The organism is Aeromonas sp. 602200, assembly GCF_049173895.1.
GTDB lineage: Bacteria > Pseudomonadota > Gammaproteobacteria > Enterobacterales > Aeromonadaceae > Aeromonas > Aeromonas veronii_A.
On sequence record NZ_JAAKSL010000008.1, the window covers coordinates 37,541 to 61,765 of the forward strand.

At 60.0% G+C, this 24,225-nt stretch carries 26 protein-coding genes; 7 read left to right on the plus strand and 19 right to left on the minus strand.

Going from position 1 to position 24,225, the window contains the following annotated elements; all coding sequences use genetic code 11:
* Positions 1-9 precede the first annotated feature (9 nt).
* The 4 genes from G5221_RS11295 to G5221_RS11310 are packed head-to-tail and all read right to left on the minus strand — an operon-like array spanning position 10 to position 2,875.
* Entirely contained in the window at positions 10-471 is a 462-nt protein-coding gene (locus G5221_RS11295) for a hypothetical protein (protein WP_005339830.1), read from the minus strand.
* A gap of 41 nt (positions 472-512) precedes the next feature.
* Positions 513-1,862, minus strand: a complete 1,350-nt coding sequence (locus tag G5221_RS11300) for a sensor histidine kinase (protein WP_236347911.1) — start codon at positions 1,860-1,862, stop codon at positions 513-515.
* Positions 1,859-2,515 carry a response regulator transcription factor gene (locus G5221_RS11305; RefSeq protein ID WP_005341873.1) on the minus strand — a complete coding sequence of 219 codons (657 nt, stop codon included), beginning with the start codon at positions 2,513-2,515 and terminating at the stop codon, positions 1,859-1,861. Before G5221_RS11305 ends, G5221_RS11300 begins: the two co-directional genes overlap by 4 nt.
* 21 nt (positions 2,516-2,536) lie before the next feature.
* On the minus strand, positions 2,537-2,875 hold the full coding sequence (locus G5221_RS11310; RefSeq protein WP_139741269.1) for a PepSY domain-containing protein: 339 nt from the start codon (positions 2,873-2,875) through the stop codon (positions 2,537-2,539).
* A gap of 63 nt (positions 2,876-2,938) precedes the next feature.
* Between G5221_RS11310 and G5221_RS11315 the strand changes: the two genes are divergently transcribed.
* Entirely contained in the window at positions 2,939-3,187 is a 249-nt protein-coding gene (locus tag G5221_RS11315) for a PepSY domain-containing protein (RefSeq protein WP_041234022.1), read from the plus strand.
* On the opposite strand, the gene msrQ is transcribed toward G5221_RS11315, so the two are convergent.
* Both msrQ and msrP read right to left on the minus strand, forming a co-directional pair.
* Positions 3,184-3,810: a protein-methionine-sulfoxide reductase heme-binding subunit MsrQ gene (msrQ, locus tag G5221_RS11320; protein ID WP_421263255.1), complete on the minus strand. Its 627-nt coding sequence runs from the start codon at positions 3,808-3,810 to the stop codon at positions 3,184-3,186. The two genes, G5221_RS11315 and msrQ, sit on opposite strands and share 4 nt — an antisense overlap.
* Positions 3,801-4,802 (minus strand): protein-methionine-sulfoxide reductase catalytic subunit MsrP, encoded by a 1,002-nt coding sequence (gene msrP, locus G5221_RS11325; protein ID WP_227341795.1) that lies wholly within the window; start codon positions 4,800-4,802, stop codon positions 3,801-3,803. The genes msrQ and msrP overlap by 10 nt, the downstream gene beginning before the upstream one ends.
* Before the next feature lie 368 nt (positions 4,803-5,170).
* Between msrP and G5221_RS11330 the strand changes: the two genes are divergently transcribed.
* Positions 5,171-5,653, plus strand: coding sequence for a DUF1097 domain-containing protein (locus G5221_RS11330; RefSeq protein WP_201937441.1), 483 nt, complete (start codon positions 5,171-5,173; stop codon positions 5,651-5,653).
* Between the two features lies 1 nt (position 5,654).
* Here G5221_RS11330 and G5221_RS11335 read toward each other — a convergent pair whose 3' ends face one another.
* The 4 genes from G5221_RS11335 to G5221_RS11350 all read right to left on the minus strand — a co-directional run bounded on the left by G5221_RS11335 (position 5,655) and on the right by G5221_RS11350 (position 9,052).
* On the minus strand, positions 5,655-6,935 hold the full coding sequence (locus tag G5221_RS11335; protein WP_216952241.1) for a sigma 54-interacting transcriptional regulator: 1,281 nt from the start codon (positions 6,933-6,935) through the stop codon (positions 5,655-5,657).
* Positions 6,932-7,450, minus strand: coding sequence for a hypothetical protein (locus G5221_RS11340; RefSeq protein WP_421263256.1), 519 nt, complete (start codon positions 7,448-7,450; stop codon positions 6,932-6,934). Before G5221_RS11340 ends, G5221_RS11335 begins: the two co-directional genes overlap by 4 nt.
* Positions 7,447-8,856, minus strand: a complete 1,410-nt coding sequence (locus G5221_RS11345) for a sensor histidine kinase (protein WP_421263293.1) — start codon at positions 8,854-8,856, stop codon at positions 7,447-7,449. The genes G5221_RS11340 and G5221_RS11345 overlap by 4 nt, the downstream gene beginning before the upstream one ends.
* A 103-nt stretch (positions 8,857-8,959) precedes the next feature.
* A complete protein-coding gene (locus G5221_RS11350) occupies positions 8,960-9,052 on the minus strand; it encodes a YnhF family membrane protein (protein WP_216952243.1) in 93 nt (30 codons plus the stop codon).
* Positions 9,053-9,176: 124 nt separating this feature from the next.
* On the opposite strand from G5221_RS11350, the gene G5221_RS11355 reads away from it, so the two are divergent.
* A complete protein-coding gene (locus G5221_RS11355; protein WP_421263257.1) occupies positions 9,177-9,752 on the plus strand; it encodes a 2-amino-4-hydroxy-6-hydroxymethyldihydropteridine diphosphokinase in 576 nt (191 codons plus the stop codon).
* On the opposite strand, the gene G5221_RS11360 is transcribed toward G5221_RS11355, so the two are convergent.
* Positions 9,678-10,382 (minus strand): SDR family oxidoreductase, encoded by a 705-nt coding sequence (locus G5221_RS11360; protein WP_421231100.1) that lies wholly within the window; start codon positions 10,380-10,382, stop codon positions 9,678-9,680. The two genes, G5221_RS11355 and G5221_RS11360, sit on opposite strands and share 75 nt — an antisense overlap.
* Positions 10,383-10,544: 162 nt before the next feature.
* Here G5221_RS11360 and G5221_RS11365 point away from each other — a divergent pair, with 162 nt between their 5' ends.
* Positions 10,545-10,949 carry a CBS domain-containing protein gene (locus G5221_RS11365; protein ID WP_421263258.1) on the plus strand — a complete coding sequence of 135 codons (405 nt, stop codon included), beginning with the start codon at positions 10,545-10,547 and terminating at the stop codon, positions 10,947-10,949.
* Here the strand turns inward: G5221_RS11365 and G5221_RS11370 are convergent.
* Positions 10,946-11,482 (minus strand): DUF2301 domain-containing membrane protein, encoded by a 537-nt coding sequence (locus tag G5221_RS11370; protein WP_213388076.1) that lies wholly within the window; start codon positions 11,480-11,482, stop codon positions 10,946-10,948. The genes G5221_RS11365 and G5221_RS11370 overlap by 4 nt on opposite strands.
* A gap of 87 nt (positions 11,483-11,569) precedes the next feature.
* Between G5221_RS11370 and G5221_RS11375 the strand changes: the two genes are divergently transcribed.
* Positions 11,570-12,334: a substrate-binding periplasmic protein gene (locus tag G5221_RS11375; protein WP_139741276.1), complete on the plus strand. Its 765-nt coding sequence runs from the start codon at positions 11,570-11,572 to the stop codon at positions 12,332-12,334.
* 63 nt (positions 12,335-12,397) lie between these two features.
* Here G5221_RS11375 and asnC read toward each other — a convergent pair whose 3' ends face one another.
* A complete protein-coding gene (gene asnC / locus G5221_RS11380; protein ID WP_005339783.1) occupies positions 12,398-12,859 on the minus strand; it encodes a transcriptional regulator AsnC in 462 nt (153 codons plus the stop codon).
* Between the two features lie 154 nt (positions 12,860-13,013).
* Between asnC and asnA the strand changes: the two genes are divergently transcribed.
* Positions 13,014-14,006, plus strand: a complete 993-nt coding sequence (gene asnA / locus G5221_RS11385; protein WP_421263259.1) for an aspartate--ammonia ligase — start codon at positions 13,014-13,016, stop codon at positions 14,004-14,006.
* A 210-nt stretch (positions 14,007-14,216) separates the two neighbouring features.
* On the opposite strand, the gene G5221_RS11390 is transcribed toward asnA, so the two are convergent.
* The 4 genes from G5221_RS11390 to rluD all read right to left on the minus strand — a co-directional run bounded on the left by G5221_RS11390 (position 14,217) and on the right by rluD (position 19,809).
* A complete protein-coding gene (locus G5221_RS11390) occupies positions 14,217-15,041 on the minus strand; it encodes an MBL fold metallo-hydrolase (RefSeq protein ID WP_216952250.1) in 825 nt (274 codons plus the stop codon).
* A 60-nt stretch (positions 15,042-15,101) separates the two neighbouring features.
* Entirely contained in the window at positions 15,102-17,675 is a 2,574-nt protein-coding gene (gene clpB / locus G5221_RS11395; protein WP_371154380.1) for an ATP-dependent chaperone ClpB, read from the minus strand.
* 202 nt (positions 17,676-17,877) lie between these two features.
* Positions 17,878-18,615: a peptidoglycan editing factor PgeF gene (pgeF, locus tag G5221_RS11400; RefSeq protein ID WP_421206357.1), complete on the minus strand. Its 738-nt coding sequence runs from the start codon at positions 18,613-18,615 to the stop codon at positions 17,878-17,880.
* A gap of 213 nt (positions 18,616-18,828) precedes the next feature.
* Positions 18,829-19,809 (minus strand): 23S rRNA pseudouridine(1911/1915/1917) synthase RluD, encoded by a 981-nt coding sequence (gene rluD / locus G5221_RS11405; protein WP_227341786.1) that lies wholly within the window; start codon positions 19,807-19,809, stop codon positions 18,829-18,831.
* Between the two features lie 117 nt (positions 19,810-19,926).
* Here rluD and G5221_RS11410 point away from each other — a divergent pair, with 117 nt between their 5' ends.
* On the plus strand, positions 19,927-20,682 hold the full coding sequence (locus G5221_RS11410; RefSeq protein WP_005339769.1) for an outer membrane protein assembly factor BamD: 756 nt from the start codon (positions 19,927-19,929) through the stop codon (positions 20,680-20,682).
* Positions 20,683-20,972: 290 nt separating this feature from the next.
* Here the strand turns inward: G5221_RS11410 and G5221_RS11415 are convergent, their stop codons facing one another.
* Positions 20,973-22,655 carry an ArnT family glycosyltransferase gene (locus G5221_RS11415; protein WP_421263260.1) on the minus strand — a complete coding sequence of 561 codons (1,683 nt, stop codon included), beginning with the start codon at positions 22,653-22,655 and terminating at the stop codon, positions 20,973-20,975.
* Positions 22,642-24,009, minus strand: a complete 1,368-nt coding sequence (locus tag G5221_RS11420) for a UDP-glucose dehydrogenase family protein (protein ID WP_216952253.1) — start codon at positions 24,007-24,009, stop codon at positions 22,642-22,644. Before G5221_RS11420 ends, G5221_RS11415 begins: the two co-directional genes overlap by 14 nt.
* Positions 24,010-24,225: the final 216 nt, after the last annotated feature.

Consider the following 24,225-nt stretch of genomic DNA (forward strand, 5'->3'; position numbering starts at 1 on the left):
GGGATGGGTTTAGAACTCCCCCTCCTCCATATACTCCTGCGCGCACTCCACCAGTTGCGGCCACAGCTCTTCCGGCACCCAAGCGTCCGGGTCATCTTCATCCCCGTCGTACTGGCTCCAGAAATAGCGGCGCAGGCCGGAGGCAAACTCGTCGCTGATCTCGGCCAGCTCCGAGAGCGGCCCCAACCAGGCGATGCGACGCAGGCCGGAGGCGAGATCGTTGATGGCATCCATCAGGGTGCGATCGTCGAAGCTCTGCTCCACCAGCAGGGTGAAGCGCTCGCGCGCCTGCTCGGTCTGCTCCTCGTCCAGCTCGCCCACATCGGCCAGCAGGTCGACAAAATCTTCCAGAAGGAACGCGATGAGGCCATCCCTGTCTTCAAACCACTGGATCTGGGCGCCCTTGACCCCCAGCACAGAGGCATCAAACGAATCGTCAAGGTGACACAGTGCCCACGGATCGTCGGTCATGCTTCTCTTCCTCAGGCTAAAACAAATGCCATATGTTATGCCTAGCTCTCGACTCTTGCCACCTTGGGCAACGAGAGGGAGGCGGCCAGACCGCCCAGTTCGGCGCGGCCCATGATGAAACTTCCCCGATAGGCTTCCGCCAGATCGGAGACGATATTGAGGCCCAGGCCCGAGCCCGGTACCTTCTCGTCGAGCCGCACCCCGCGCAGCACCGCCTTGGCAATCTGATCCTCGCTCATGCCGGGACCGTCATCCTCGATACGCAAGGTGATCCAGCCTCCCAGCTCGGCGCTGGAGATGCGCAGCTCGCTGGCAGACCACTTGAAGGCGTTCTCCAGCAGGTTGCCCACCATCTCATCGAAATCCTGCTCTTCCACCCCGACCGCCAGATTGGCGGGCACCTGCAGATCCACCGTTTTGCCCGGATAGAGGCGGGAGAAGGCGCGGCAGATATACTCCACCCGCGCCCGCACCGGGGTCGAGACCCCGAGGATCTTGGCGGCGCCGGTCACCCGCGCCTTGCCGAGGTGGTAATCGATATGGCGCTGGATCTGGTCGAGCTGCTCGCCGATGGCAGCCTGATCCTCCGGCGGCAACTGTGCCACCTGATTGCGCATGATGCTGAGCGGCGTCTTGAGGGCGTGAGCAAGATTGCCGGTGTGGGCACGGGCCCGCTGCAGCAGCTCGCCGTAGTGGTGCAGCAGCCGGTTGATATCCTCCACCAGCGGCTGGATCTCCAGCGGATAGCGCAGCCGAAATCCCTCCTGATGACCCTCGTGAACCCGCCCCAGTTCACGGCGTAGCAGGTGCAGCGGCCGCAAACCGTAGACGATCTGGAACATGAAGCCGAGCACCAGACCGGCGGCGGCAAAACCGAGACCGAGGAACAGGCTGATGCGGGTTTTCTTCAGGGTCTGGATCAGGGTGCTGCTGTCCTTGGCCATCACCAGGGTAAAGACCCGATCCGAACCGGGCAACAGCACGGTACGGGTCATGATCAGCAGCGGCTCCTTGTTGGGTCCCTTGCCAAAAAAGAGGTCAGGATCGCCAAAGGCAGACTTGAGGCCATGGCTCACCAGATGGGTGTCCCACAGGGAGCGGGAGCGGCCCACCACATTTTCCCCCAGTTCCAGCTGCCAGTAGTAGCCGGAGTAAGGTTGGCTGAAACGGGGATCGGCCATCGGTTCGATCACCACAGGCAGACCACTCTTCTCCACCTCCAACCGGGAGAGCAGATCGTAGAGTTGCAGGCGCAAGCCGTCAGCCTCTGCCTCCTGCCAGTAGTTGCGCATCATGGTCTGCAGGCTGAAGCCGGTAGCGAACAGAAACAGCCCGCACCACACCAGCGCAATGGCAAGCAGCCGCCCCCGAAGGGTTCGGACCAACCTCATTCGTTGATCCGGTATCCGAGACCACGCACTGTCTCAATCAAGTCTGGATGGGTCTTCTTGCGGATCCGGCCGATGAACACCTCAACGGTGTTGGAGTCACGATCGAAATCCTGGGCATAGATGTGGTCGATCAGCTCGCTGCGCGATACCACCTTGCCCCTGTGCTGCATCAGATAACCCAGCACCCGGAACTCGTGGGCGGTCAGCTTGATGGGGGTCCCTTCGTACCACACCTGGGAGGCCGCCATATCGAGCCGCACCCCGCCAATCTCCAGAACGGAGCTGGCATTGCCGGCAGCCCGTCGCACCAGCGCATGGACCCGCGCCACCAACTCGGCCACCTGGAACGGCTTGGTGAGGTAGTCATCGGCACCGGCGTTTAGCCCCTCAATCTTCTCGTGCAGTTGGCCACGGGCGGTCAGCACCAGCACCGGCGTATCGATCCCCTTGCTGCGCCACTCCTTCAACACGCTCAGGCCATCGCGTCCAGGCAGGCCGAGGTCGAGAATGATGGCATCGTAGGGTTCGGTCTCGCCGAGAAAACCGGCCTCGTTGCCATCATGGCAGAGGTCGGTGACAAAGCCGGAGAGGCGCAACTGCTCAGCCAGCTGGCCGGCCAGGATTTTTTCATCTTCAACAATCAGAATTCGCATGAACAGATTTCCACTCTGGGGTTATTCATCATCCTCGATCGGAGAGACAGGCGGTTCGAACAGACGCTCCAGGTGGTGGCCCTTGGCCCACACCAGCTCAAGGTTGTCGGCCCGATAGGCTACCTTGATCACGCTGTTTTCCCGATCGATGACGCGCAGTTCATAGAGCCAGATACCATCCTCTTCTCCCAGATCCACCCGCAACACCCGTACCGGCAACCTGGCCGCCACCTCCATCATTTCATGGAAGGGCCGAACCCGTCCCTCATGGACAGCTTGCTGCAGCTGGGCTTCATCAGGCGTGACCGCCTGTGCCAGCACCGGCAGCAATAACCCGAGCAGAGGGAGCGCTCTATTCATGGATGATTCATCTCCAAAAACCTAACATAATGGCGTTTATAGTCTGCCAGCCATGAATCCGGAATGAATATGATCCCGCGCAGTTTCCTGCTGATCCTTTGCCTGTTGAGCGCCACAAGCTGGGCGGCACAGAGCCGTCTCGATATGGCCGGGCTGGTCAAACTCCTGCTGGCGCAAGGGTATCACGACATTCGGGAAGTGGAGCTGGAAGGGGACAAATTCGAGGTCAAAACCCTCAATCGCCAGGATCAGACGGTATATCTCATCGTCGATGCCTACACCGGCGAGATCAAACAACAAGAGGCCGATTAGGCCTCTTTTGCATTCCAGCGTCCCCGCATGGGGCGCAGCAGCTTCTCCCGTCTCGGCCAGAGCAGGGCGCAGGCCAGCAGCAGGTAGACGAGGGGCTCCCCCCAACCGCTCTTGAGCGACCACCAGTAGTGCACCGGCACCAGCAGGGCGATGGCATAGACCCAGTTGTGCAGCTTCTGCCATGCGGCGCCCATGCGGCGCTGCAATGCGGGCAGCGAAGTGATGCTGAGGGCGGCCAGCAGCAGCAATGCCACCATCCCCACCACTATGTAGCTGCGCTTGATCAGCTCGCCGCCAATCAGCCCCCAGTCAAACTGCAGATCCAGCCCCAGCCACGCCATGAAGTGGAGCAGCGCCCAGGCAAAACACCAGAGCCCGAGGGGGCGGCGCAGCTTGATGAGCTGCCCCTGCCGCCAGCGCTTGGCCAGCGGCGACACCAGCAGGGTGAGCAGCAGCAGGTTGAGCGCCCCCTTGCCGAGGTAGTGGATAAGCTCTGGCACCGGATCGCCCCCCAGCAGACCTGCCGGAATGGCAAACCACAGCCAGAGCAGGAAGCCGAGAGCGCCCAGATGCACCAGTGCCCGCAAGCCGTTGATATGGGCCGGTTTCAATCTCAGTACCATTGGCGCAGATCCATCCCCTGATAGAGCGAGGCGACTTCGTCACCATAGCCGTTGAACATCAGGGTCGGCTGACGCTTGGCGCCAAACACCCCGCCCTCGCCGACAAAGCGCTCGCTGGCCTGACTCCAGCGCGGATGATCCACCTGCGGATTGACGTTGGCGTAGAAGCCATATTCGTTGGGAGCCAGCAGATTCCAGGTGGTCGGCGGCATCTCCTCCACCAGCCGGATCGAGACGATGCTCTTGATGCTCTTGAAGCCGTACTTCCACGGCACTACCAAGCGGATCGGCGCGCCATTCTGGGCGGGCAGGGTCTTGCCGTAGAGCCCCATCGCAAGGAAAGAGAGAGGGTGCATCGCCTCGTCGATACGCAGCCCTTCGACGTAGGGATACTCGATGCCGCCCCCCAACCTGGAGGCCTGCCCCGGCAGCTGTTTCGGATCAAACAGGGTTTCGAAGGCAACAAACTTGGCGCGACTGGTGGGCTCGGCACGGCGGATAATCTCCGCCAGCGAGATGCCGTTCCAGGGCAGTACCATGGACCAGGCTTCGACACAGCGCAGTCGGTAGATCCGCTCCTCCAACTCGCTCTTGTTGATGAGGTCCCACACATCGAGGGTAAAGGGCTTGGCCACCTCCCCCTCCACCTTGAGGGTCCAGGGTTCGGGCTTGAGGTAATGGCCGTTGCGAGCCGGGTCGGACTTGTCGGTGCCGAGCTCATAGAAGTTGTTGTAACTGGTTGCCTTCTCTTCCGGTGTCAGCACCATATTGGCCGGGCGCTCGGCAGGCTTGCTGTTGAGCGGCCTGGTGGCTAACAGGGGAGCATCCTCTTTGCCGCGCAGCAGGTCGAGCACTCCGGCCTGAGTGGGAAACGCCAGGGTGGCCGCGCCCAGACCCAGCCCCTTGAGAATAAGGCGGCGGTCCTGATAAACAGCTTCCGGGGTGACATCCTGTTCGGTGAGGGGGTGGGCGGTACGACGCTTGATCAACATGAAAAACTCCCGGGGCTGAGTGAGGCACTACGGATAAGACCCGCCCCGGCAGATTTTTATTTCACACAAATTTACATCATGTGGTGCAGGGGCAGTGCCTTGGCCATGGTGCCGACCAGAAACAGGACTACGAACACCAGCAGGGGAACGATCACATTTGGCGCCATCAGACTCACTCCATGAGCAGGACAGGGCCTCTAACTATGGCCGACTGTCAGGCCGGTCACCAATGAATTTTTTTCGCGAGCGCAAGCGTATTCCTGAGTTGAAAAGGGTGATGAAGATCACACACAATTCTGCCCCCGCTTGCCGCCCCGATTGCCGGGGGTAGGCTGCCCATTTTGCGAAGCCAACTGAAGAGTCGCCCCATGAGCCCACTGATCGCCATCGCCATCACTACTGGAATTCTCTCCGCCGTCTGGGGCTGGGTTGCCGTCGCGTTCGGCCTTATCTCCTGGGTCGGCTTTCTCGGCTGCACCAGCTATTTCGCGTCAAGCGGCGGCTACAAGGCGCTGCTGCAGACCATCTTCTGCAACACCAGCGGCATGCTGTGGGCACTGCTGCTGATCCATGGCGACAGTCTGTGGGGAGCGGGTGTGGCGGGTTATGTGATGACGGGGGTGGTCGCCACCCTGATGTGCGTACAGGCCAAGCAGCAGTGGCTCGGCTACATTCCCGGCACCTTTGCCGGTTGCTGTGCCACCTTCGGGGCGGCTGGCGAGTGGCGGCTGATCCTGCCCTCCCTCATCATTGGCGCCTTGTTCGGTTACCTGATGAAGGCGAGCGGCCTCTGGCTCTCCCATAAAACTCAAAAAGCCGATGCCGCTCCGGCGGTGGTTGATCCCGCCTGATTTATCCCTTCGATTTGAAGTTTGCTGCTTCGATACCGTGCCGATTCAATAACTTGTAAAAATCGGTGCGGTTTCTACCCGCCAGGTTGGCCGCCAGAGTCACGTTGCCCTCGGTAGTGCGCAGCAAACGGATCAGATATTCCTTCTCGAATTCGGCACGAGCCTCATTGAAGGAAGGGATGCCACCACCGCCGCCGCTCAGGGCGGACTCCACCATGGAGACCCCGATCACCGGGCTGCAACAGAGGCTGGCGAGTTGCTCCACCAGATTGCAGAGCTGACGCACGTTACCGGGCCAGGCAGCTGCGGCCAACATCGCCAGCGCCTCCGGCGAGAAGCCCATGGCGGCGCAGTCGCTGTGGCGGCAGCGATAATCATCCAGCGCCTGTCTGGCCAGCAGCGGAATGTCTTCACTGCGGGCACTGAGAGACGGTAAGGTGATATTGGCGACGTTGAGACGATAGAAGAGATCTTCCCGAAAGCGTCCCTCCTCCATCGCCTTGACCAGATCCTGATGGCTGGAGCTGAGCACACGCACCTCCGGCGTGCCCTGGCCATACTCCTCCATCACCTGCAGCAGCTTGGCCTGCAAGGATTCCGACAGGCTGCCAATTTCGTCGAGAAACAGGGTCGCCCCCTTGGCCTGCTCGAACAGCCCGGACTGACCATCTTCACCAAACAGTTGCAGATCGAGGGAAGCCCAGGGAATGGCGGCGCAGTTGATGGTATGGAGCGGCTTGTCGCGGCGCTGGCTGGCCTGGTGCAGCGCCTGCGCCATCGCCCCCTTGCCGGAGCCTGACGGCCCCATGATCAGTACCGGCACCTCCATGGTGGCGATGCTGTGAGCCTGGATCAGTAACTGTTCCAACTGGGGATTGCGGGTCAGGATCAGTGACTGCCACTCCTGCTGCTGTTTCGGCCGGGTCAGGCTGAGAGCATGCTCTATGGTGGCCAGCAGCTCATCCTTGTCAATGGGCTTGGTCAAAAAGCTGAAGACGCCGGAGCGGGTCGCCTGAATGGCATCCGGGATGGTGCCGTGGGCGGTCATGATGATCACCGGCAGCCCCAGCCACTGGGCCTGGATCCGCTCGAACAGCGCCAGACCGTCCATGCCCCCCATCCGCAGATCGCTCAGCACCAGATCGGCCCGCTGCTGGCGCAGCCGGTCGAGGGCTCCCTCCGCACTGTCGGCAGTATCCACCTCATAACCCTGACTGCGCAGCCGCATGCTCATCAGTTTGAGCAGGCTGACGTCATCATCCACCAGCAAGATCCGGCTCATGGTATTACCTCACGATGCTCGTTGAGCTTGCGCTGGTTGAGCTGGTCATCGATGGCGGTCAGCTGTTCGATCTGGCGACGCAACCGCTGGATCTCCTGACTCTGATCATCGCGTCGGCTGTCGCGAGCCAGCAGCTGTTCGCCGAGGGCGATCCAGCTGCGCAAAAAAGCCTGTGCATCAAGACCCAGCTCGGGCAGCATCTGCTTCAGGCGCACCAGCCCGGCAGTACGATTGGCCACCGATTCGGCCGGGTGGGAATCCACCATCGCCAGACTGACCCGGCTCTCAAGATCTCCCGCCCCTTTCAGGCGTTGACGCTCCTGCACACGCTGCTGGGGATGGCTGGCCAGCAACCAGTCGGAGTATTGCAGACGTACCTGCATCTCCTTGTTGGCAAACTCCATCCGCTTGGCAAAAGCGATATCGGAGGAGTTCTGCTGCTCGTGCTGTGGCAGCAGGCCGCAACCCGCGAGCAACCCCATCATCAGGGCTGGAAATACGCGCTGTATCTTCATAGTTCTCTTTTCAACGTCAACCTGAAGCAGACATCTGCCTGTTCATCTCTTACCAGAACCAACTCACCTCCGAGGCTATGGGCAGACTCACGGGCGATAGAGAGGCCCATACCAGAGCCTTTCAATACACCTTGCCGCACTGTACTGCCCTGTTCGAAGGGTTCAAAAATACGTTGCTGATCGGCAGCGGGGATCTCTGGCCCCTCGTTGGCTACCTCCAGCCAGCTTGTCTGTTCATCCTGCCCTGCCCTGATCCAGATATTGCCCCCGCTGGCGCCGTAACTGACTGCGTTGGAGAAGAGGTTATCGAGGATCAGTCTCAACCGGTAGGGCTCCGCCCACAGGGTAACCGGCCCGGTCGGCAAGTGTACACGGATCTGCTTGGACTCCAATGCCAACCGGTACTCGATGGTGAGTTCTGACAGCATGGGCAGCAGGGGGACGGGCTCCAGTTCGAAGGCCTCCTGCTGACTGAGCCGGTTGAAGTCGAGCAGCCGCTCGATCAGGGTCTGCAAACGCCGACTGCTCTCGTCCAGCATCTGGCAGATCTCCAGCTGATCCGGCGTCAACGGCCCGACCAGCTGCTCGCAGAGCAGATCCGCCCCCTCCCGCAGCACCGCTAGCGGGGTCTTGAGCTCGTGGGAAACATGACGCAGAAACTGGTACTTTTGCTGCTCCAGCTCCTTGAGCTTGTCGTAAAGCCAGAGGATCCGCTCCCCCAGCAACACCAGCTCGGCGGGGCCATCTACCGGCCTTGGATCCGGCTCGACCCCCGCCCCTAGGCTCAAGATGCGCGACTCAATCTGTCGTACCGGGTGGATGATCAGGTAGGTGAAGATAAAGACCATCAGCAGGCTGAGCGCCGCTACAGCGCCGCTCACCCACCAGAGCTCCCTGGTCAGTCCGGCGATGGTGAGTCGCACCCGCTCCATGTGTTCGTCAACCCGGCTGCGGGTGACCATCTCAAGCTGCTTGTTGGCATCGTTAAACAGCTCTAGCTTGTCCCCCGCCACCGCAGCCTGGGCCAGCGCGGCATCCTGCAAGCTGTCGAGCCAGGCCAGCCCCTGATCGAGCCCCCTGTAGAGCTGACCGTCGGAGATAGAGCTGCGATGTTCTGCCAGCAACACCCGATACCCGTCGAGTTGCTGCTGGTAGCTGGTGAGGCTGCGGCGATCACCCAGCACCGCGAAGCGGCGCAAGGTGCGTTCGATATCGATGGCCTGCGCCGTCAGCAGGGTGGCGCGGCGGGTATCCTTGACCGCCCGCTCCATCTCGTCGCTGGTGAGTTGGCTGAGGTGGGCAAGGGAGGTGCTGTTGTGCCAGATCATGCCGCCCAGCGGCATCAATACCAGCACGAATCCCATCAATACCACCTGCAGCAGGGAGCGTGGGCGAACCTTGGTCATCATCTCTTCTCTTGCGTTCTCACCGGTGCGCCAGCATAGCTGCACCGCCCAGAAAAACAAAACCGGCCAACAGGCCGGTTTGGATTATCTGGATTGTGGTGATTCACGCCAACGCGACAGAGGCCAGACAGATAATCATGATCAGCGCCAGCGCACCCGAAGCGGTCAACAGCGCCCATTTCAGCTCCACACTCATGCAAACCTCCTTTCTGCCAATCAGTGCCGGATCACAATAGATAAGACAATGTTAAGCCATAGTTAATCCGATAACCGTGAGCTGCGTATACATTTCAGATGAGCCCAACCCCGGGAAGGTGAGCATGTTCTATCTGTGTAGCATTGGTTCCAATATTGACCCGCATATCCATGTCAGCCGCGCGCTGGCCGAGCTGTTTGAGAACGTCGGTCCCCTTCGGCTGAGTTCGGTGATCCTCACCAAGCCGGTGGGAATGCACTCCAGCCACGACTTTCTCAACTGCCTGCTGGTGGTGGAGAGCCCGCTCGATGCCGCCCGCCTCAAGCAGCACTTTGTCGCCCTCGAGGTGGCTCACGGCCGTGATCGCAGCGATCCGCTCTGCAAGGTGCACGACCGGCCACTCGACATCGATATTCTGGCCAGCAACAGGAGCGGTGACTTTGCCTCGGCAGAGGTCGATTCCTATCTGGCGGAGCTGCTGGCAGAGCTCTACGGCCATGGCGAGGTGCATGACCCCAAGGTGGCGCTGCAAGTGACGCTCCCCGCCCAGTCGGGCAAGCTCAAACCCGGCAAGGGCTTGCTGACCCGGCAGGTCGGGCTGGGGCCGCTGGTGCTCGGCAACCCCTCAGAGGTTGGCCAGAGCACGCCCGCCATCTACCTTGATGCTGGCACCCGTCATATAACTGTTCCCCACCAGTAGCTGCACCGCCTGCCAGATGGGCTCCAGTCCCCCCTCCCGCGCCAGCGGCGTTTTCGCCAACACCTGCTGGCGCCAGCTCTCGTCATGTTCATCGAGAAACAGGATCGGCCCTGGCTCTATGGTGTTGACCCGAACCGTGGGCGCCAGCTCGCGGGCAAAGCTCATGGCCAGCGAATGGGCTCCCGCCTTGGTGGCCACATAGCTGGCAAAACGGGGGGCCGGGGCATGGATATAGATATCGGTGATGTGAATGATGCTGGCGTTGGGGTTGCTGGCAAGCTGAGGGGCCAGCGCCCGGTTAAGCTGGAAGGGGGCCGCCATGTGTACCCGGTAGAACTGCTCGAACTGGGCCAGTTGCGCCGCCGGATCAGTTGCCTGAGGTTCGAAAGCAGAGGCGTTGTGGATCACCAGCGCCAGATCCTGATGGGCAGCCAGCACATCGATCAGCTTGCCAACGTCCTCTTCCCGGCCAAAATCCGCCTGCACCAGTTCGACCCCCAATGCCGCCAGCGTGGCCAGCTCCGGCCGCTCGCTGCGATAGCTGCCCGTCACCTGCCAACCCGCTGCCACCAGCTGTTCACAGAGATAAAATCCGAGTCGACGGCCACAGCCCGTTACCAATGCACGCATATGATCTCCTTTCCCTTTCATGGTCTTGCATGAACGAAGCCCGCCTGCCAGCGGATCACCGCCGATGGCCGGTGCCTATCAATCTCTGCGGCACAAGCCATTGGTCGCGGGCCACCCACCCGCGTCATAGTGGCGGCATCCCCCTCTTGCGGAGTCACCACCATGCTGAAAGTACACCACCACATGGGTCGCCTGACCCACTCCCTCACTGCCGGACTCGGCCTGGCCGAGGCGCTGGATCGCCTGCATCAATCGGGTCTTGGCGGCCTGCCGGTGCTGGATGAGCAAAAACGGCTTATCGGCTTTCTTTCCGAACAAGACTGCATTCCCAGCCTGCTCACCGGCAGCTACCACTGCGATACCCGCACCAGGGTGGAGGATCTGATAAACCGCTCGCCCCTCTCGGTCGGGCCGGATGAGAGCATTCTGGATCTGGCTCGCCAGATGGCCGATGCCAAGCCCAAGATCTACCCGGTGCTGCAACAGGGCAAGGTGATCGGCATCATCAGCCGCCGTCAGGTGATGCAGGCCCTCAACCAGCAGATGAAGGTGTGCCAGCAGACCTAGATCTGGTAACGCCCCTTGTCACCGATATCGAAGTGCAGGGGCATCCGCCACTTGGCCAGCGCCAGCAAGGTCAACAGGGCCCCGCATACCAGCGCCACCAATGCGGCGGCCCACTCCACCCGCAACCACTCCAGCAGCCATAACGCCGGCAGCAAAATGGGCACCAGTTTGATGCCGGGAATCGAGAAGCAAAACTGCTCCTTGAACGCCAGCCCGGAGAGGGTCGCCAAGGCCGCTCCCAGCACCAGCGCATCCGGCGCTCCTACCGCAGCCAGGGCCAGCGCGCCCCAACCAAATCCCTGCAGAATCAGGCGAATCCGCTTGTCGTAGATATGCAGCGAGAAGCCGCAGATTGCGCTTGCCACTGCCAGCGACATCAACCATTGTGCCGACGGAAGCAGTGCCATCCCGCTCAGCAGCGCCGCACCGCGGCAAAGCAGCAACAGGGCAGCCGCACTCAAGCCAAGGCGGTAGAGCGAGACGGTCAACTTGTCGATCCCGTCCAGCGGGCTCTCGATTTCAGGATTTGCCATAAACAGTCGCTTCTAACGGATCAGGTGCCATCCAATATACTGGAATCAGGTCTTGGAATATCTTCAAACGGGCTCAGGAGACGTAGTTTGCGTGTGATCCCCCTGTTTTGGTTGCTGTTTCCACTCGGATTGCCCGCCAAAGAGCTGGTGATCTGCGGCACCATGGAGCCCCCGCTCAAGTTTCTCGATGCCGATCAGAAACCCCGCGGACTCGATATCGACATCGTCACCGCCATCTTCGACAAGCTGGAGACGCCCTTTCGGATCGAGCTGGCCGACTCCGGCGCCCGCCTCACCCGTAATGCCGAAACCGGCGCCTGCGACCTGGTGATGACCCACTCCTACAAGGCGGAGCGGGAGAGTTATCTCATCTATCCCCAACAGGCCCATCTTCGCCACAGCTGGCACTTCTTCGTGCGTAAGGCGGACCTGATGAAGATCCGCTACGAAACGCTGGCCGATCTCAAACCCTGGCGCATCGGGGTAACTAAGGATTTCTCCTACACCCCTGAACTGGCAGCGGCCATGACCGACCCGGCCTATCAGTTTCAGGAGATCACCATGAACCAGCTGCAACTGCGCAAACTGCTGGCCGGACGCATCGATACCGTGCCCATGCCGCTGGTCACCGCCTTCACCCAGATCAAGGAGGAGGGGCTGACGGGCAAGGTCGATTACCTGCCCAAACCGCTCAAGAGCAGCCCCTACTTCAACACCTGGGCCCGCGCACGAGCGGATGCACAGACCCCAGCCCTGATGGCCGCCTACGATGCCGAACTGCTGCGCATGAAGCGCAACGGCAGCCTCAAGGCCCTCTACGACAAGTACGCCATCCCCTATATCGAACCCTGATCAAGGGGTCAGGGTTTCGCACGGGAGATGGATCTCTACGCCCTACCCCTTATACAACCCACCTCAAGGCTTCACATCCCGCAGGATAGGGTTTTGCAGCGAGATCAGGGTTTCAGTGGACTGGATCTCGTCGATGGTCTGGATCTTGTTGATCAGCACTATCTGCAGCTCGTCGATGGAGCGGGTCATCACCTTCATGAAGATGCTGTAGTGGCCGGTGGTGTAGTAAGCCTCCACTACCTCGTCCAGCGCCTGCAGCTTGGCCAGTGCCGAGGGATAATCCTTGGCACTCTTCAGATTGATCCCGATAAAGCAGCAGACGTCGTAACCCAGCTTCTTGGGGTTAACCTGCACCCGTGTCCCCTCGATGATCCCCGCCTGTTTCATCTTCTCCACCCGCACATGGATGGTGCCCGGGCTGACCGCCAGTTGTTTCGCAAGTTCAGCGTAAGGGATCCGCGCATTCTCCATCAGAGCGGTGAGGATGGCCTGATCGAGATTATCGATCCGGTAATTTTCCGGCATTTTTTTGCACTCCCGTTGACGATACCTCATTAAAAACCGGCTTATTTTGAAGAAAAAAACACACAAAACCTATTTATATTATCGAATATTGAATTTGGTTGGCATTCCGTTGAAGAATCACCACATCCAACGGGGTTTGAAACAGGAATTCAGCATGAAACAGCACTACATTCGCAGCCAACAGCAGATCAGCTTCGTCAAAGAGATGTTCTCCCGCCAACTCGCCCAGCAACTGGGTCTGATGGAGGTGCAAGCCCCCATTCTGAGCCGGGTCGGTGATGGTACTCAGGACAACCTCTCTGGCCACGAGAATGCAGTGCAGGTCAAAGTGAAGACCCTGCCGGAGCACCGCTACGAAGTGGTCCATTCACTGGCCAAATGGAAGCGCCAGACCCTGGGTCGCTTCGGTTTCGGCCCGGGCGAAGGGATCTACACCCACATGAAGGCACTGCGTCCGGATGAAGACAAGCTCACCCCCATCCACTCCGTCTACGTGGATCAGTGGGACTGGGAGAAGGTGATGCCGAGCGAGCGCCGCGATCTGGCCTATCTGCAGGAAACCGTGCGCGGCATCTGGGCCGCCATCAAGGCCACCGAGCGCGCAGTCTGCGCCGAACATGAGCTGACCCCCTTCCTGCCAGCCGAGATCCAGTTCCTGCACAGCGAAGAGCTGCTGGCCCGTTACCCGGACCTCGATGCCAAGGGGCGCGAGCGCGCCATCGCCAAAGAGCTGGGGGCCGTGTTCCTGATCGGCATCGGCGGTGCCCTCTCCCACGGTGAGCGCCACGATGTGCGCGCCCCGGACTACGACGACTGGAGCAGCCACAGCGAGCTGGGTCTGGCGGGTCTGAACGGTGACATCCTGGTGTGGAACCCGGTGCTGCAAGACAGCTTCGAGATCTCCTCCATGGGGATCCGGGTCGATGCCGAGGCGCTGCGCCGCCAGCTGGCCATCACAGGCGACGAGGATCGCCTGCAGTACGACTGGCATCAGGATCTGCTGGCCGCACGGATGCCGCAGACCATCGGCGGCGGCATCGGCCAATCCCGTCTGGCCATGCTGCTGCTGCAAAAAGAGCACATCGGCCAAGTCCAGGTCGGCGTCTGGCCGGCCGAGATGAAAGCCGCCGTGCAAGGCATGCTGTAACGAATGAAAGCCATGCCGGCGTCATCGCCGCCGGCATGGCAACAGGCAGGTGGCCGTCGGGGTTGAGCGAGCGCATCCCCGGCAGGCTGTAAGAGGCGAGGCCAGCAGTGGCCGCGCTTCGCAATCGGGGGCTTGCCCCTGCGACCCGCTCAACCCACGCAAGGTCGCGTCACTACATTCCTCCCGGCAATCTTCGGATTGCCGTTTTTTTTACGCCGAAAAACTGTGCTCAAAACCGGCCCCGATCTGGCACTGGTGCGGCAACTCCGCCTTTCTGCTGCCGGTGCAGTGACAGGCAAACAACCGCTCCACCGCCTCTTCCTGCAGATAGGCACCGAGCACCTCCGCCCGCTCTGGGCCGGAAAACTTCAGGTGCAGGCCGCCGATGACGGCGTGGATCCGCTCGTCGCCACACACCTCCTTGGCCCGCTCGATGATGTTCTCGACCCCGGCGTGGCCGCAGCCGATAAAGACGATGAGTCCCTGCTCACTCTTGTAGGCCAGCGCCGAGTCGTCGCTGATCGGATCTTTCTCTACCCGTCCGCCCCGCACTATGTAACCAAGCAAGGAAGGTGCAGCCCGGTCACGCCGCATGATGCTACCGAGAAACACCAGACGATCCGAAAGCCACACCGGCTCGGCCGAGCAATGGGGGAGCAAACCTCTGGCCGGCAGCGACTCCCGAGCCAGCGCCCCCGACAGGCGATAGAGGTTGCGTCGCCAGAAGGGCAGCGACAGGAAGTAGCCCCGCTCGCAAAACACGTCCGGACAGGCGATGAGCGGGATGGGTCTTGGATAGACGGGCAGCGAGCCGACCCCGCCCACATGGTCATAATGACCGTGGGAGAGCACCACATGGGTGAGCGAGGCGAGATCGATCCCCATCACGGCGGCGTTGTGGCACAGCGCCCGGCCACGGCCGCTATCAAACAGCACCCTGAGGCCGTCACACTCCAGCAGCAGCGCCAACCCTCGCTCGGGCAGACAGCCTGGCAGATGAACGTCGTCATCCACCAGCACGGAAAACTTCAGCATCTCGCTTCCCCTGAAAACAAAACGCAGGCACAAGGCCTGCGTTTTTCATCGACAATCCCGTTACTGGGTCATGGTGAGGCCGTTGCTGTCGGCCCCCAGCACCAGTTTTTTGCCCGGCACGATGCGGCCGGAGAGCAGGGCCTGCGCCAGCGGGTTCTCAACCTTCTGCTGGATCGCCCGTTTGAGAGGCCGCGCCCCGTAGACGGGGTCGAACCCGGCATGCACCAGCTTCTCGAGCAGCGCTTCGCTCACCTCCACCTCGTAACCCTGAGCCTCCAGTCGGCCCATCAGGCTCTTGAGCTGGATCCGGGCGATGGACTTGATGTGATCCTCGCCAAGCGGATGGAACACCACGGTCTCGTCGATCCGGTTGATAAATTCCGGCCGGAAACTGCGGGTCAGCACATCCATCAGCATGGCCTTCATCTCGTCGTAATCCTTCTCTGAGTGGTGCTCCTGAATCAGATCCGACCCGAGGTTGGAGGTCATGATCACCACCGAGTTACGGAAATCGACGGTCCGACCCTGACCATCTGTCAGACGGCCATCATCGAGCACCTGCAACAGGATGTTGAACACATCCGGATGCGCCTTCTCCACCTCGTCCAGCAGGATCACCGAGTAGGGACGACGGCGCACCGCCTCGGTCAGATAACCACCCTCTTCATAACCCACGTATCCGGGAGGCGCCCCCACCAGACGGGCCACGCTGTGTTTCTCCATAAACTCGGACATATCGATCCGCACCATGGCATCCTGGGTATCGAACAGGAACTCCGCCAGCGCCTTGCACAGCTCGGTCTTGCCCACCCCGGTGGGCCCCAGGAACAGGAAGGAGCCGATGGGGCGATTCGGATCGGAGAGACCGGCACGAGAGCGACGAATGGCGTTGGAGACCGCATCGACCGCCTCCTCCTGACCAATCACCCGGCTGTGCAGCTGATCTTCCATCCGCAGCAGCTTGTCGCGCTCCCCTTCCAACATGCGGGCGACCGGAATACCGGTCCAGCGGGCCAAGACGTCTGCAATCTCCACGTCGGTGACGCGGTTGCGCAGCAGACTGGTCTCCTGCATCTCGGCCTGAGTGGCGAGATCCAGCTGTTTCTCCAGCTCCGGAATGCGGCCATATTGCAGCTCGGACATCCGACCCAGGTCGCCTGCCCGGCGCGCCACATCGAGATCCTGACGGGCCTGCTCCAGCGCAGCCTTGATATGCTGGGTGCCGGCGAGGGCGGCCTTCTCGGCCTTCCATACCTCGTCCAGCTCGTTGTATTCCCGATCCTTCTCGCCAATCTCCTGATTGATCAGCTCCAGACGCTTGCGGCTGGCGTCATCGTCCTCCTTCATCAGCGCCTGCTGCTCCAGCTTGAGCTGGATGATGCGCCGCTCGAGACGATCGAGCGCCTCCGGCTTGGAGTCGATCTGCAACCGGATGCTGGCTGCCGCCTCGTCGATAAGGTCGATGGCCTTGTCCGGCAACTGACGATCCGCAATGTAGCGGTGCGACAGCTGGGCCGCCGCCACAATCGCGGGGTCGGTGATCTGCACATGGTGGTGCAGCTCGTAACGCTCTTTCAGGCCGCGCAGGATGGCGATGGTGTCCTCCACGCTCGGCTCTTCCACCAGCACCTTCTGGAAACGGCGCTCCAGCGCGGCATCCTTCTCGATGTACTGACGGTACTCATCCAGGGTGGTGGCGCCGACGCAGTGCAGGTCGCCACGGGCCAGCGCAGGTTTGAGCATGTTGCCCGCGTCCATTGCCCCTTCGCCCTTGCCGGCGCCGACCATGGTGTGCAGCTCGTCGATAAAGAGGATGACGTTGCCCTCCTCCTTGGCGAGATCGGTCAGCACGGCCTTGAGCCGCTCTTCAAACTCACCGCGATACTTGGCCCCCGCTACTAGCGCCCCCATGTCCAGCGACAGCACCCGCTTGTTTTTGAGCCCTTCCGGCACTTCGCCGTTGATGATGCGCTGGGCCAACCCCTCGACGATGGCGGTTTTACCGACACCGGGAGCACCGATCAACACAGGGTTGTTCTTGGTGCGGCGTTGCAGCACCTGAATGGTACGGCGGATCTCATCATCACGGCCGATCACCGGGTCGAGCTTGCCGAGTTCGGCCCGCTCGGTCAGATCGATGGTGTACTTCTCCAGCGCCTGACGGTTCTCCTCGGCGTTGGCATCTTCCACCTTCTTGCCGCCACGCACCTTGTCGATGGCCGCTTCGAGTTTTTCCTTGGTCAGCCCCTGAGCGCGCAACAGCTCGCCCAGCGTTCCCTTGTCGTCGAGGGCAGCCAGCACGAACAGTTCGGAGGAGATGAACTGATCCTTGCGCTGCTGGGCCAGTTTGTCGCAGACGTTGAGCAGGCGGCCGAGGCCGTTGGAGAGCTGCACGTCCCCTTCCACGCCGCTGACGCGCGGCAGGCGATCCAGCTCCTCACCGAGACGGGAGCGCAGGGCGTTGATATCCATCCCGGTCAGGGTGAGCAACGGACGGATGGAGCCGCCATCCTGATTGACCAACGCGGTCATCAGGTGAACGGGTTCGATGAATTGGTGGTCACGACCCAGCGCAAGAGACTGGGCATCGGAAATAGCAATCTGGAATTTGCTGGTAAGGCGATCGAGGCGCATTGCACTCCCCCTTCAAACAGGCAGACGCCGCTTGCGCGGCAAACAACATAACTTTCTGAGATGAAAGATGAGGCCCGTACGGGCTATTTCAAGGGCATGGGCTGGTTATTTTTTCTGCAAAGCGGGGAGAGGGCAGGATCCCCGCCTCTCTCATACGGATCTGTTCTTGAGAGAGACGGGGTATTAGTTGGCGGGTGATTGCTTAGCGGGCCAACCAGATGAGGGAGGCCATACGGCCGGTCTGGCCGTCGCGACGATAAGAGTAGAACTGCTCGCTATCGCTGAAGGTGCAGTATTCGCCGCCATAGACGGCGGTGACACCGGCGCGGGCGAGGCGCAACCGCGCCAGCTGGTAGATATCCGCCAACCATTTGCCATCGTTGGACGAAGGGACGAACGCCGCTTCTGCTTCAGCCTGCTCAGCCATAAAGGCTTCGCGCACCTCGCCACCCACTTCAAACGCTGTGGGGCCGATGGCTGGGCCAAGCCAGGCCAGGATCTCACCCGGCTCGCAACCCATGGCAGCGATACTCGCCTCCAGCACGCCCTCTTTCAGTCCACGCCAGCCCGCGTGGGCGGCAGCCACTACGGTACCGGCCCGATCGCAGAACAACACCGGCAGACAGTCAGCAGTCATCACGATGCAGGCCTGCTCCGCCTCATGGGCGCAGGCAGCATCAGCATCCGGCGCCTGCTGATAATGGCTGCTGACCTGATGAACCACGGTGCCGTGCACCTGATTAAGCCAGTTGAGGGGCCCCGGGATGGCAGCCGCCTGCTGCAGCCGGGCCCGATTGGCCTCGACTCGCACCGGTTCGTCACCCACGTGGGCCCCCAGATTGAGGCCGGTAAAGACCCCTTCACTTACTCCGCCATCCCGGGTGGTCGAAAGGGCACGGACGCACGCTGGTGCCGGCCAGTCGGGTTCAAGCCATTTCATTGCTCACTCCTTCACGCTCTATCGTTCAAATGGAAACGGGGCGCTTGGCTGCAACCAGTCAAGACGCCCCGTTTCAAGGTTCTGTGTGCTACGCGCTGTATCGGCGGGTTACGGCAGAAGTTGTCGCAATACCGCCAGATTCATCACCCTTTCCAGACCAGCTCGTCCAGGTTGGCGAGGGCTATTCAGGAGTGCAGTGCCTCAATCAAGCCACTATTTCCAGACCAATTCATCCGGATTGGCGAGGGTGTCGGCACGCAGCACCTCCATCAGCGCCACCATGTCTTGCGGCGTGGGGGAGTGCCACTGCATCACTTCACCCGTGATGGGATGAGCCAGCTGCAGCATGGTGGCGTGCAGCGCCTGACGATGGAAGTTGCGCAGCGCCTCGGTCAGCTCGGGGGTCGCGTTGCGCAGCGGGCGCAGACGGCCACCGTAGGCGGGATCCCCCACCAGCGGGTGTTTGATGTGCGCCATGTGGACACGGATCTGGTGGGTACGGCCGGTTTCCAGACGCAGACGCAGACGGGTGTGGCCACGGAACTTCTCGTGCACCCGGTAGTGGGTCACAGAGGGGCGGCCATTGGGCACCACGGCCATATGGGTACGCTGGGTCGGGTGACGGCCTATGGGCGCATCAACCGTACCACCTGCGGTCATGTGACCGATGGCGATCGCTTCGTACTCACGGGTGATCTGGCGCGCCTGCAACGCTTCCACCAGATGGGTCTGGGCGGGTACGGTTTTGGCAACCACCATCAAACCTGTGGTGTCTTTATCCAGACGATGCACGATACCGGCGCGGGGTACCTCGGCAATGCCGGGGTAGCGGTGCAGCAGGGCGTTGAGGATGGTGCCATCCGGCGTGCCTGCGCCCGGGTGAACCACCAGACCGGCTGGTTTGTCGATCACCAGAATGTGTTCATCTTCATAAACGATGTTGAGCTCGATATCCTGGGCATCCCAGCGAGTATCATCTTCCAGCTCGACATTCACATGCACCTGCTGCCCGGCCAAAATCTTCTCGCGCGGGGTGTTGGCAACCTGACCGTCCAGGGTCACTCTGTCCTGTAAAATCCACTCCTTGATGCGGGTGCGGGAGTAGTCTGGAAACAATTCGGCCAGGGCCTGGTCGAGTCGCTGCCCGAATTGGTGATCCTGGAATTCGCCTGTCAGTTCAATATGCTGGCTCATGTATGGTCTCTTGAGCGGGGGGTATCAATTCGAAATAATCCGGGTATTCTAGCTTTTCTTTTAGCCAAGCATAACGGATACTTTGCCAATTTCGTGGAAATGGACCGGATGTTGTTGATGGGAAAGAAGTCTCACCTGCTGATGTCGCTCGCCTTGGTCGCTACCTTGATCACAGGCTGTTCCAGCACCAAACCCAAGGTACCCGACGAACCGCCGGAGACCCTGTACCAGAAAGCACGCCTCAAACTGGACGTTGGCAATTACGTGCAAGCCACTGAATTACTTGAGGCTTTGGACTCTCGCTACCCGTTCGGCGCCTACTCTAACCAGGTACAGCTTGACCTCATCTATGCCTACTACAAGCAGGATGATACCGCTCAGGCGATCGCCAATATCGACCGTTTTATCCGCCTCAATCCGGCGCATAAAAATATCGATTACGTATTCTATATGCGCGGCCTGACCAACATGGCGGCGGATTACAACTTCTTCCAGAGCCTGTTCGGTATCGGTCGTGACGATAAAGACCCGGCTTATGCCCGTCAGGCATTCCAGGATTTCAAGACCCTGCTGCAAAACTACCCCAACAGCGTCTATGCCGCCGATGCCCGCGCTCGCATGATTGGCCTGAAGAATCGTCTGGCCCGATATGACCTGAGCGTGGCCGAGTATTACGTGAAGCGTGATGCACTGGTCGCGGCCGCCAACCGGGCCAAGCTGATTGTCGAGACCTACCCCGACACAGCCGAAACCGAGAAGGCACTGGAGATCATGGTCGAGTCTTACGACGCCCTGAAGATGCCGCAGCTGGCCAAGCATGCCCGCGAAGTGCTGGCCAAGAACTACCCGGAGAACCGCCTCGGCCGTGGCTGAGTGATACGGATAAACCGGTAATAAAAAAACCGATGCCAAGGCATCGGTTTTTTTATCTTTGCAATCCACCAATCCGGCTGGGTGAAGTTCCTGCAACCCATAGCGGTCGCGGCCCCTCACACCCCATCTATCCCATTCATTAGCCACCTGCGAGATGGCCGCATCGTGAAGTTCGCTTATCACCAAGGGTTGCAAACCCGCTGTCAGCCCGACGCTAGGCCGGGAAGAGCGGAACCGTCACCACACGGCCATATTGCCTCATACAGTGCCCCTGAATGGGAATAGATGGCTTAATGGCACCGTAATCCTGTCACCAGAGTCAGTAGTTGCCCCTTGTCCGAGCGCAGAGCGGTCTGGGCCAGCAACTGATAGGGAATCCCCTCCAGCAGCTTGACCCTCTCCCCGGCCGTACCATTGACCAACACGGCATCAAACCGGGCATCACGACAGGCAACCACATCCCTCACTTTCTCCCTGTCCAGATTCATTACCTGCATCTGCTCATAGGCAGAGAGCAGACCAAGCTCCGTCTCCCCCAATTGCCAGCCGGCGATGCGATCCCGCTTCTCGAGCGGTATTCCCTCAAGCAACCGGGCCATCTTTCCCGATACTCCCTTGGCGGCATCGATCAAGGGGTAAACCAGTGTAAAGGTGAGCAGAAACATGATGGCCACCGAGCTGGCAACATGAGTAGCGCCATGCACCTCCTTGCGCCGCAACAACAGCGCCAGCGCAATCACGAAGAGCATACTGGCGGGGATATAACGCCACCCCAGCTTGCTGGCGACCTGTAGCACGTCTGCCGGAACATGACTGGCCACCGGTAGTGAAGGGCCCAGCAGAGGTAGCCCTATGACCACGACACAGAACAGCAGCATGAAACAGAGCCATCCCCGACCATAGCGAGCCGTCCATCCCGGCCAGTTCAGGCTGACCTGACCCAGCATGATGGCAAATACCGGCAACAACGGAAAAAGATAGAGGGTGCGCTTGGTGGATGAGAGGGTTAACAGCAAAAGGGTGCCCACTGCCCAGCACAACAGAAATAACCTCTCACGACTCCAGCGTCGCTGTTTGATGGTTTGCCAACCCCAATAGAAAATGAATGGCAACCAGGGGATGGTATATTCAGCCATCCCCCATAAATAATAAAGATATGCCCCTTTCTTGATGTGGCCGAGTTCGGTCGAGGTGCCTGTCAGGCGGCCTACCTGATTCTGCCAGAACCACTCATTCCATAAAGCATCGCCATCGACATGATTAATTAATTCACGAATCCACGCTGCCACTGGCAATATAAAACAGAGCAGCATCAGCAGATGCTGCCAGATAAATCCTGGCAGTTTTTTGTCGATGGCGGCACATCTTGCAGCGAAGAAGAATAGCGGGGACCAGCCAAAAAAAACTGTCAGTGGCCCAATAGGACCTTTTGCCATAAAACAGCCCGCCAACCCTATTCCGGCCAGTATCGCCATCCACCGACGGCTTACAAGGTAATATTCTGAAAATGCCCAAAGGGTAAATATGACAAAGAAGGCAAGCGCACTGTCCGTTCTAATCCAGTGCGTGTTGATGATAAATCCTTCCATGGTGCCCAGTGCGATCACCGACCAGATCGCGGCCGATCTATTGCCAAGCAGGCGATAGGCCAGCAGGCCGGTAAAGAGCAGCATACCCGCCGCCCAGACCACGCCCGCCAACCGCAGGCTATTGGTCCCCCCCAGCCAGGATTCAAACCCATCAAGAAACGGCAGAGCGGCCATATAGAAGAGCGGCGGCTTCTCGATAAAGCTGTGCCCGCCAAGGGTCGGTACCACCCAATCGCCATTGCGGTACATCTCGAGTGCAATGGCTGCCTCACGCGGCTCGTCAGGGGTCCAGAGCTGATGGTCAAACTGGCCAGACAGCAGCACCAGCGTAACCAGCAGCAACATCCAGCAGAGCGTGCGCTCCGAAATATCAGCACTCTGCATGGCTCATACCTTCTGTAATGGTCTCCCCACGCCCGATGGCATAGTAGGAAAAGCCCAGCCCCTTCATCTTGAGCGGATCGTAGAGATTGCGACCATCGACGATGAGGGGGTGCGCCAGCATCTTCCTGATCTGGGCAAAATCGGGCGCCTTGAACTCGTTCCACTCGGTACAGATGACCAACGCATCCGCCCCCGCCAGCGCTGCCTCCCTGGTCCCCATCAGCGACAGCTCGGGCTGGCAACCATAGATACGCTGTGCCTCCTTCATCGCCACCGGATCGAAGGCCTGCACCCGGGCCCCCTCCTGCCAGAGCGCCTCCATCAACACCCGGCTCGGCGCTTCGCGCATGTCATCCGTATTGGGCTTGAAGGCGAGTCCCCAGATGGCGATGGTCTTGCCCGCCAGCGACTCGCCTCGCTCGTGAAAGTGGCAGGCCAGGGTGTCGAAGAGCTTGAACTTCTGCCGCTCGTTGACCCGCTCCACCGCACGAATAAGCGGCGTGTCGTAGTCGAGGGCCGCTGCAGTCGCCAGAAATGCCCTCACATCCTTGGGGAAACAGGATCCGCCATAACCACAACCGGGATAGATAAACTGGTAGCCGATGCGCTGGTCGGCACCAATCCCCTGCCGCACCAGCTCGATATCGGCACCGACCCGCTCGGCCAGCCCGGCCATCTCGTTGATAAAGCTGATCTTGGTGGCCAGCATGCAGTTGGCGGCGTACTTGGTCAGCTCGGCACTGCGAACATCCATAAACAGAATGCGGTCGTGATTGCGATTAAATGGCTCATACAACTCGCGCATCACGGCTCTGGAACGCTCCTTGCCGGTGCCGATAACAATGCGATCCGGGCGCTGGCAATCCCTGACGGCCGCCCCCTCTTTCAGAAATTCCGGATTGGAGACCACATCGAATTCAAACTGCTTGCCAAGTTCGGCCTGCTGCTCCCTGACCCAGTAAAACACCTTGTCTGCCGTACCAACCGGCACGGTGGATTTGTTGACGATGATCACCTCATCTGCGCGATGCTGGGCAATCGATCTCGCCACCGCCCTGACGGCGCTCAGATCGGCCGAACCATCCTCATCAGGGGGCGTACCGACGGCGATAAATTGCACGTCACCATGGGTAACCGCCATGGGAATATCCGTGGTGAATGTCAGCGAGCCATTTTGCAATGTCTGGTGTAATAACACATCCAGTCCCGGCTCATATATTGGTAATTCGCCATGGGATAATCTATTTATTTTATCTGCATCGAGATCGATACAAACAACCTGGTGCCCTACATCTGCCAATACAATTGCCTGTACCAGTCCGACATAGCCACTGCCAAACACTGTGATATTCATAACGATTTTTCCATAATGCGTAATGATGGAAACTTTACATCCTTTACTCAATTGCACTACGGGCAATTTGTAACAAGCAATGTCAATTCTGAATGACACCCAACCTGTTGAGCAATAGCAGATGATTTAGGTGGCGACAGTCAAAAAAGTGGCTAAACACCAACCTAAAATAAAGCCAAGCGATTTTTTGTTACGAGATATTTCCGTATTAAGCCA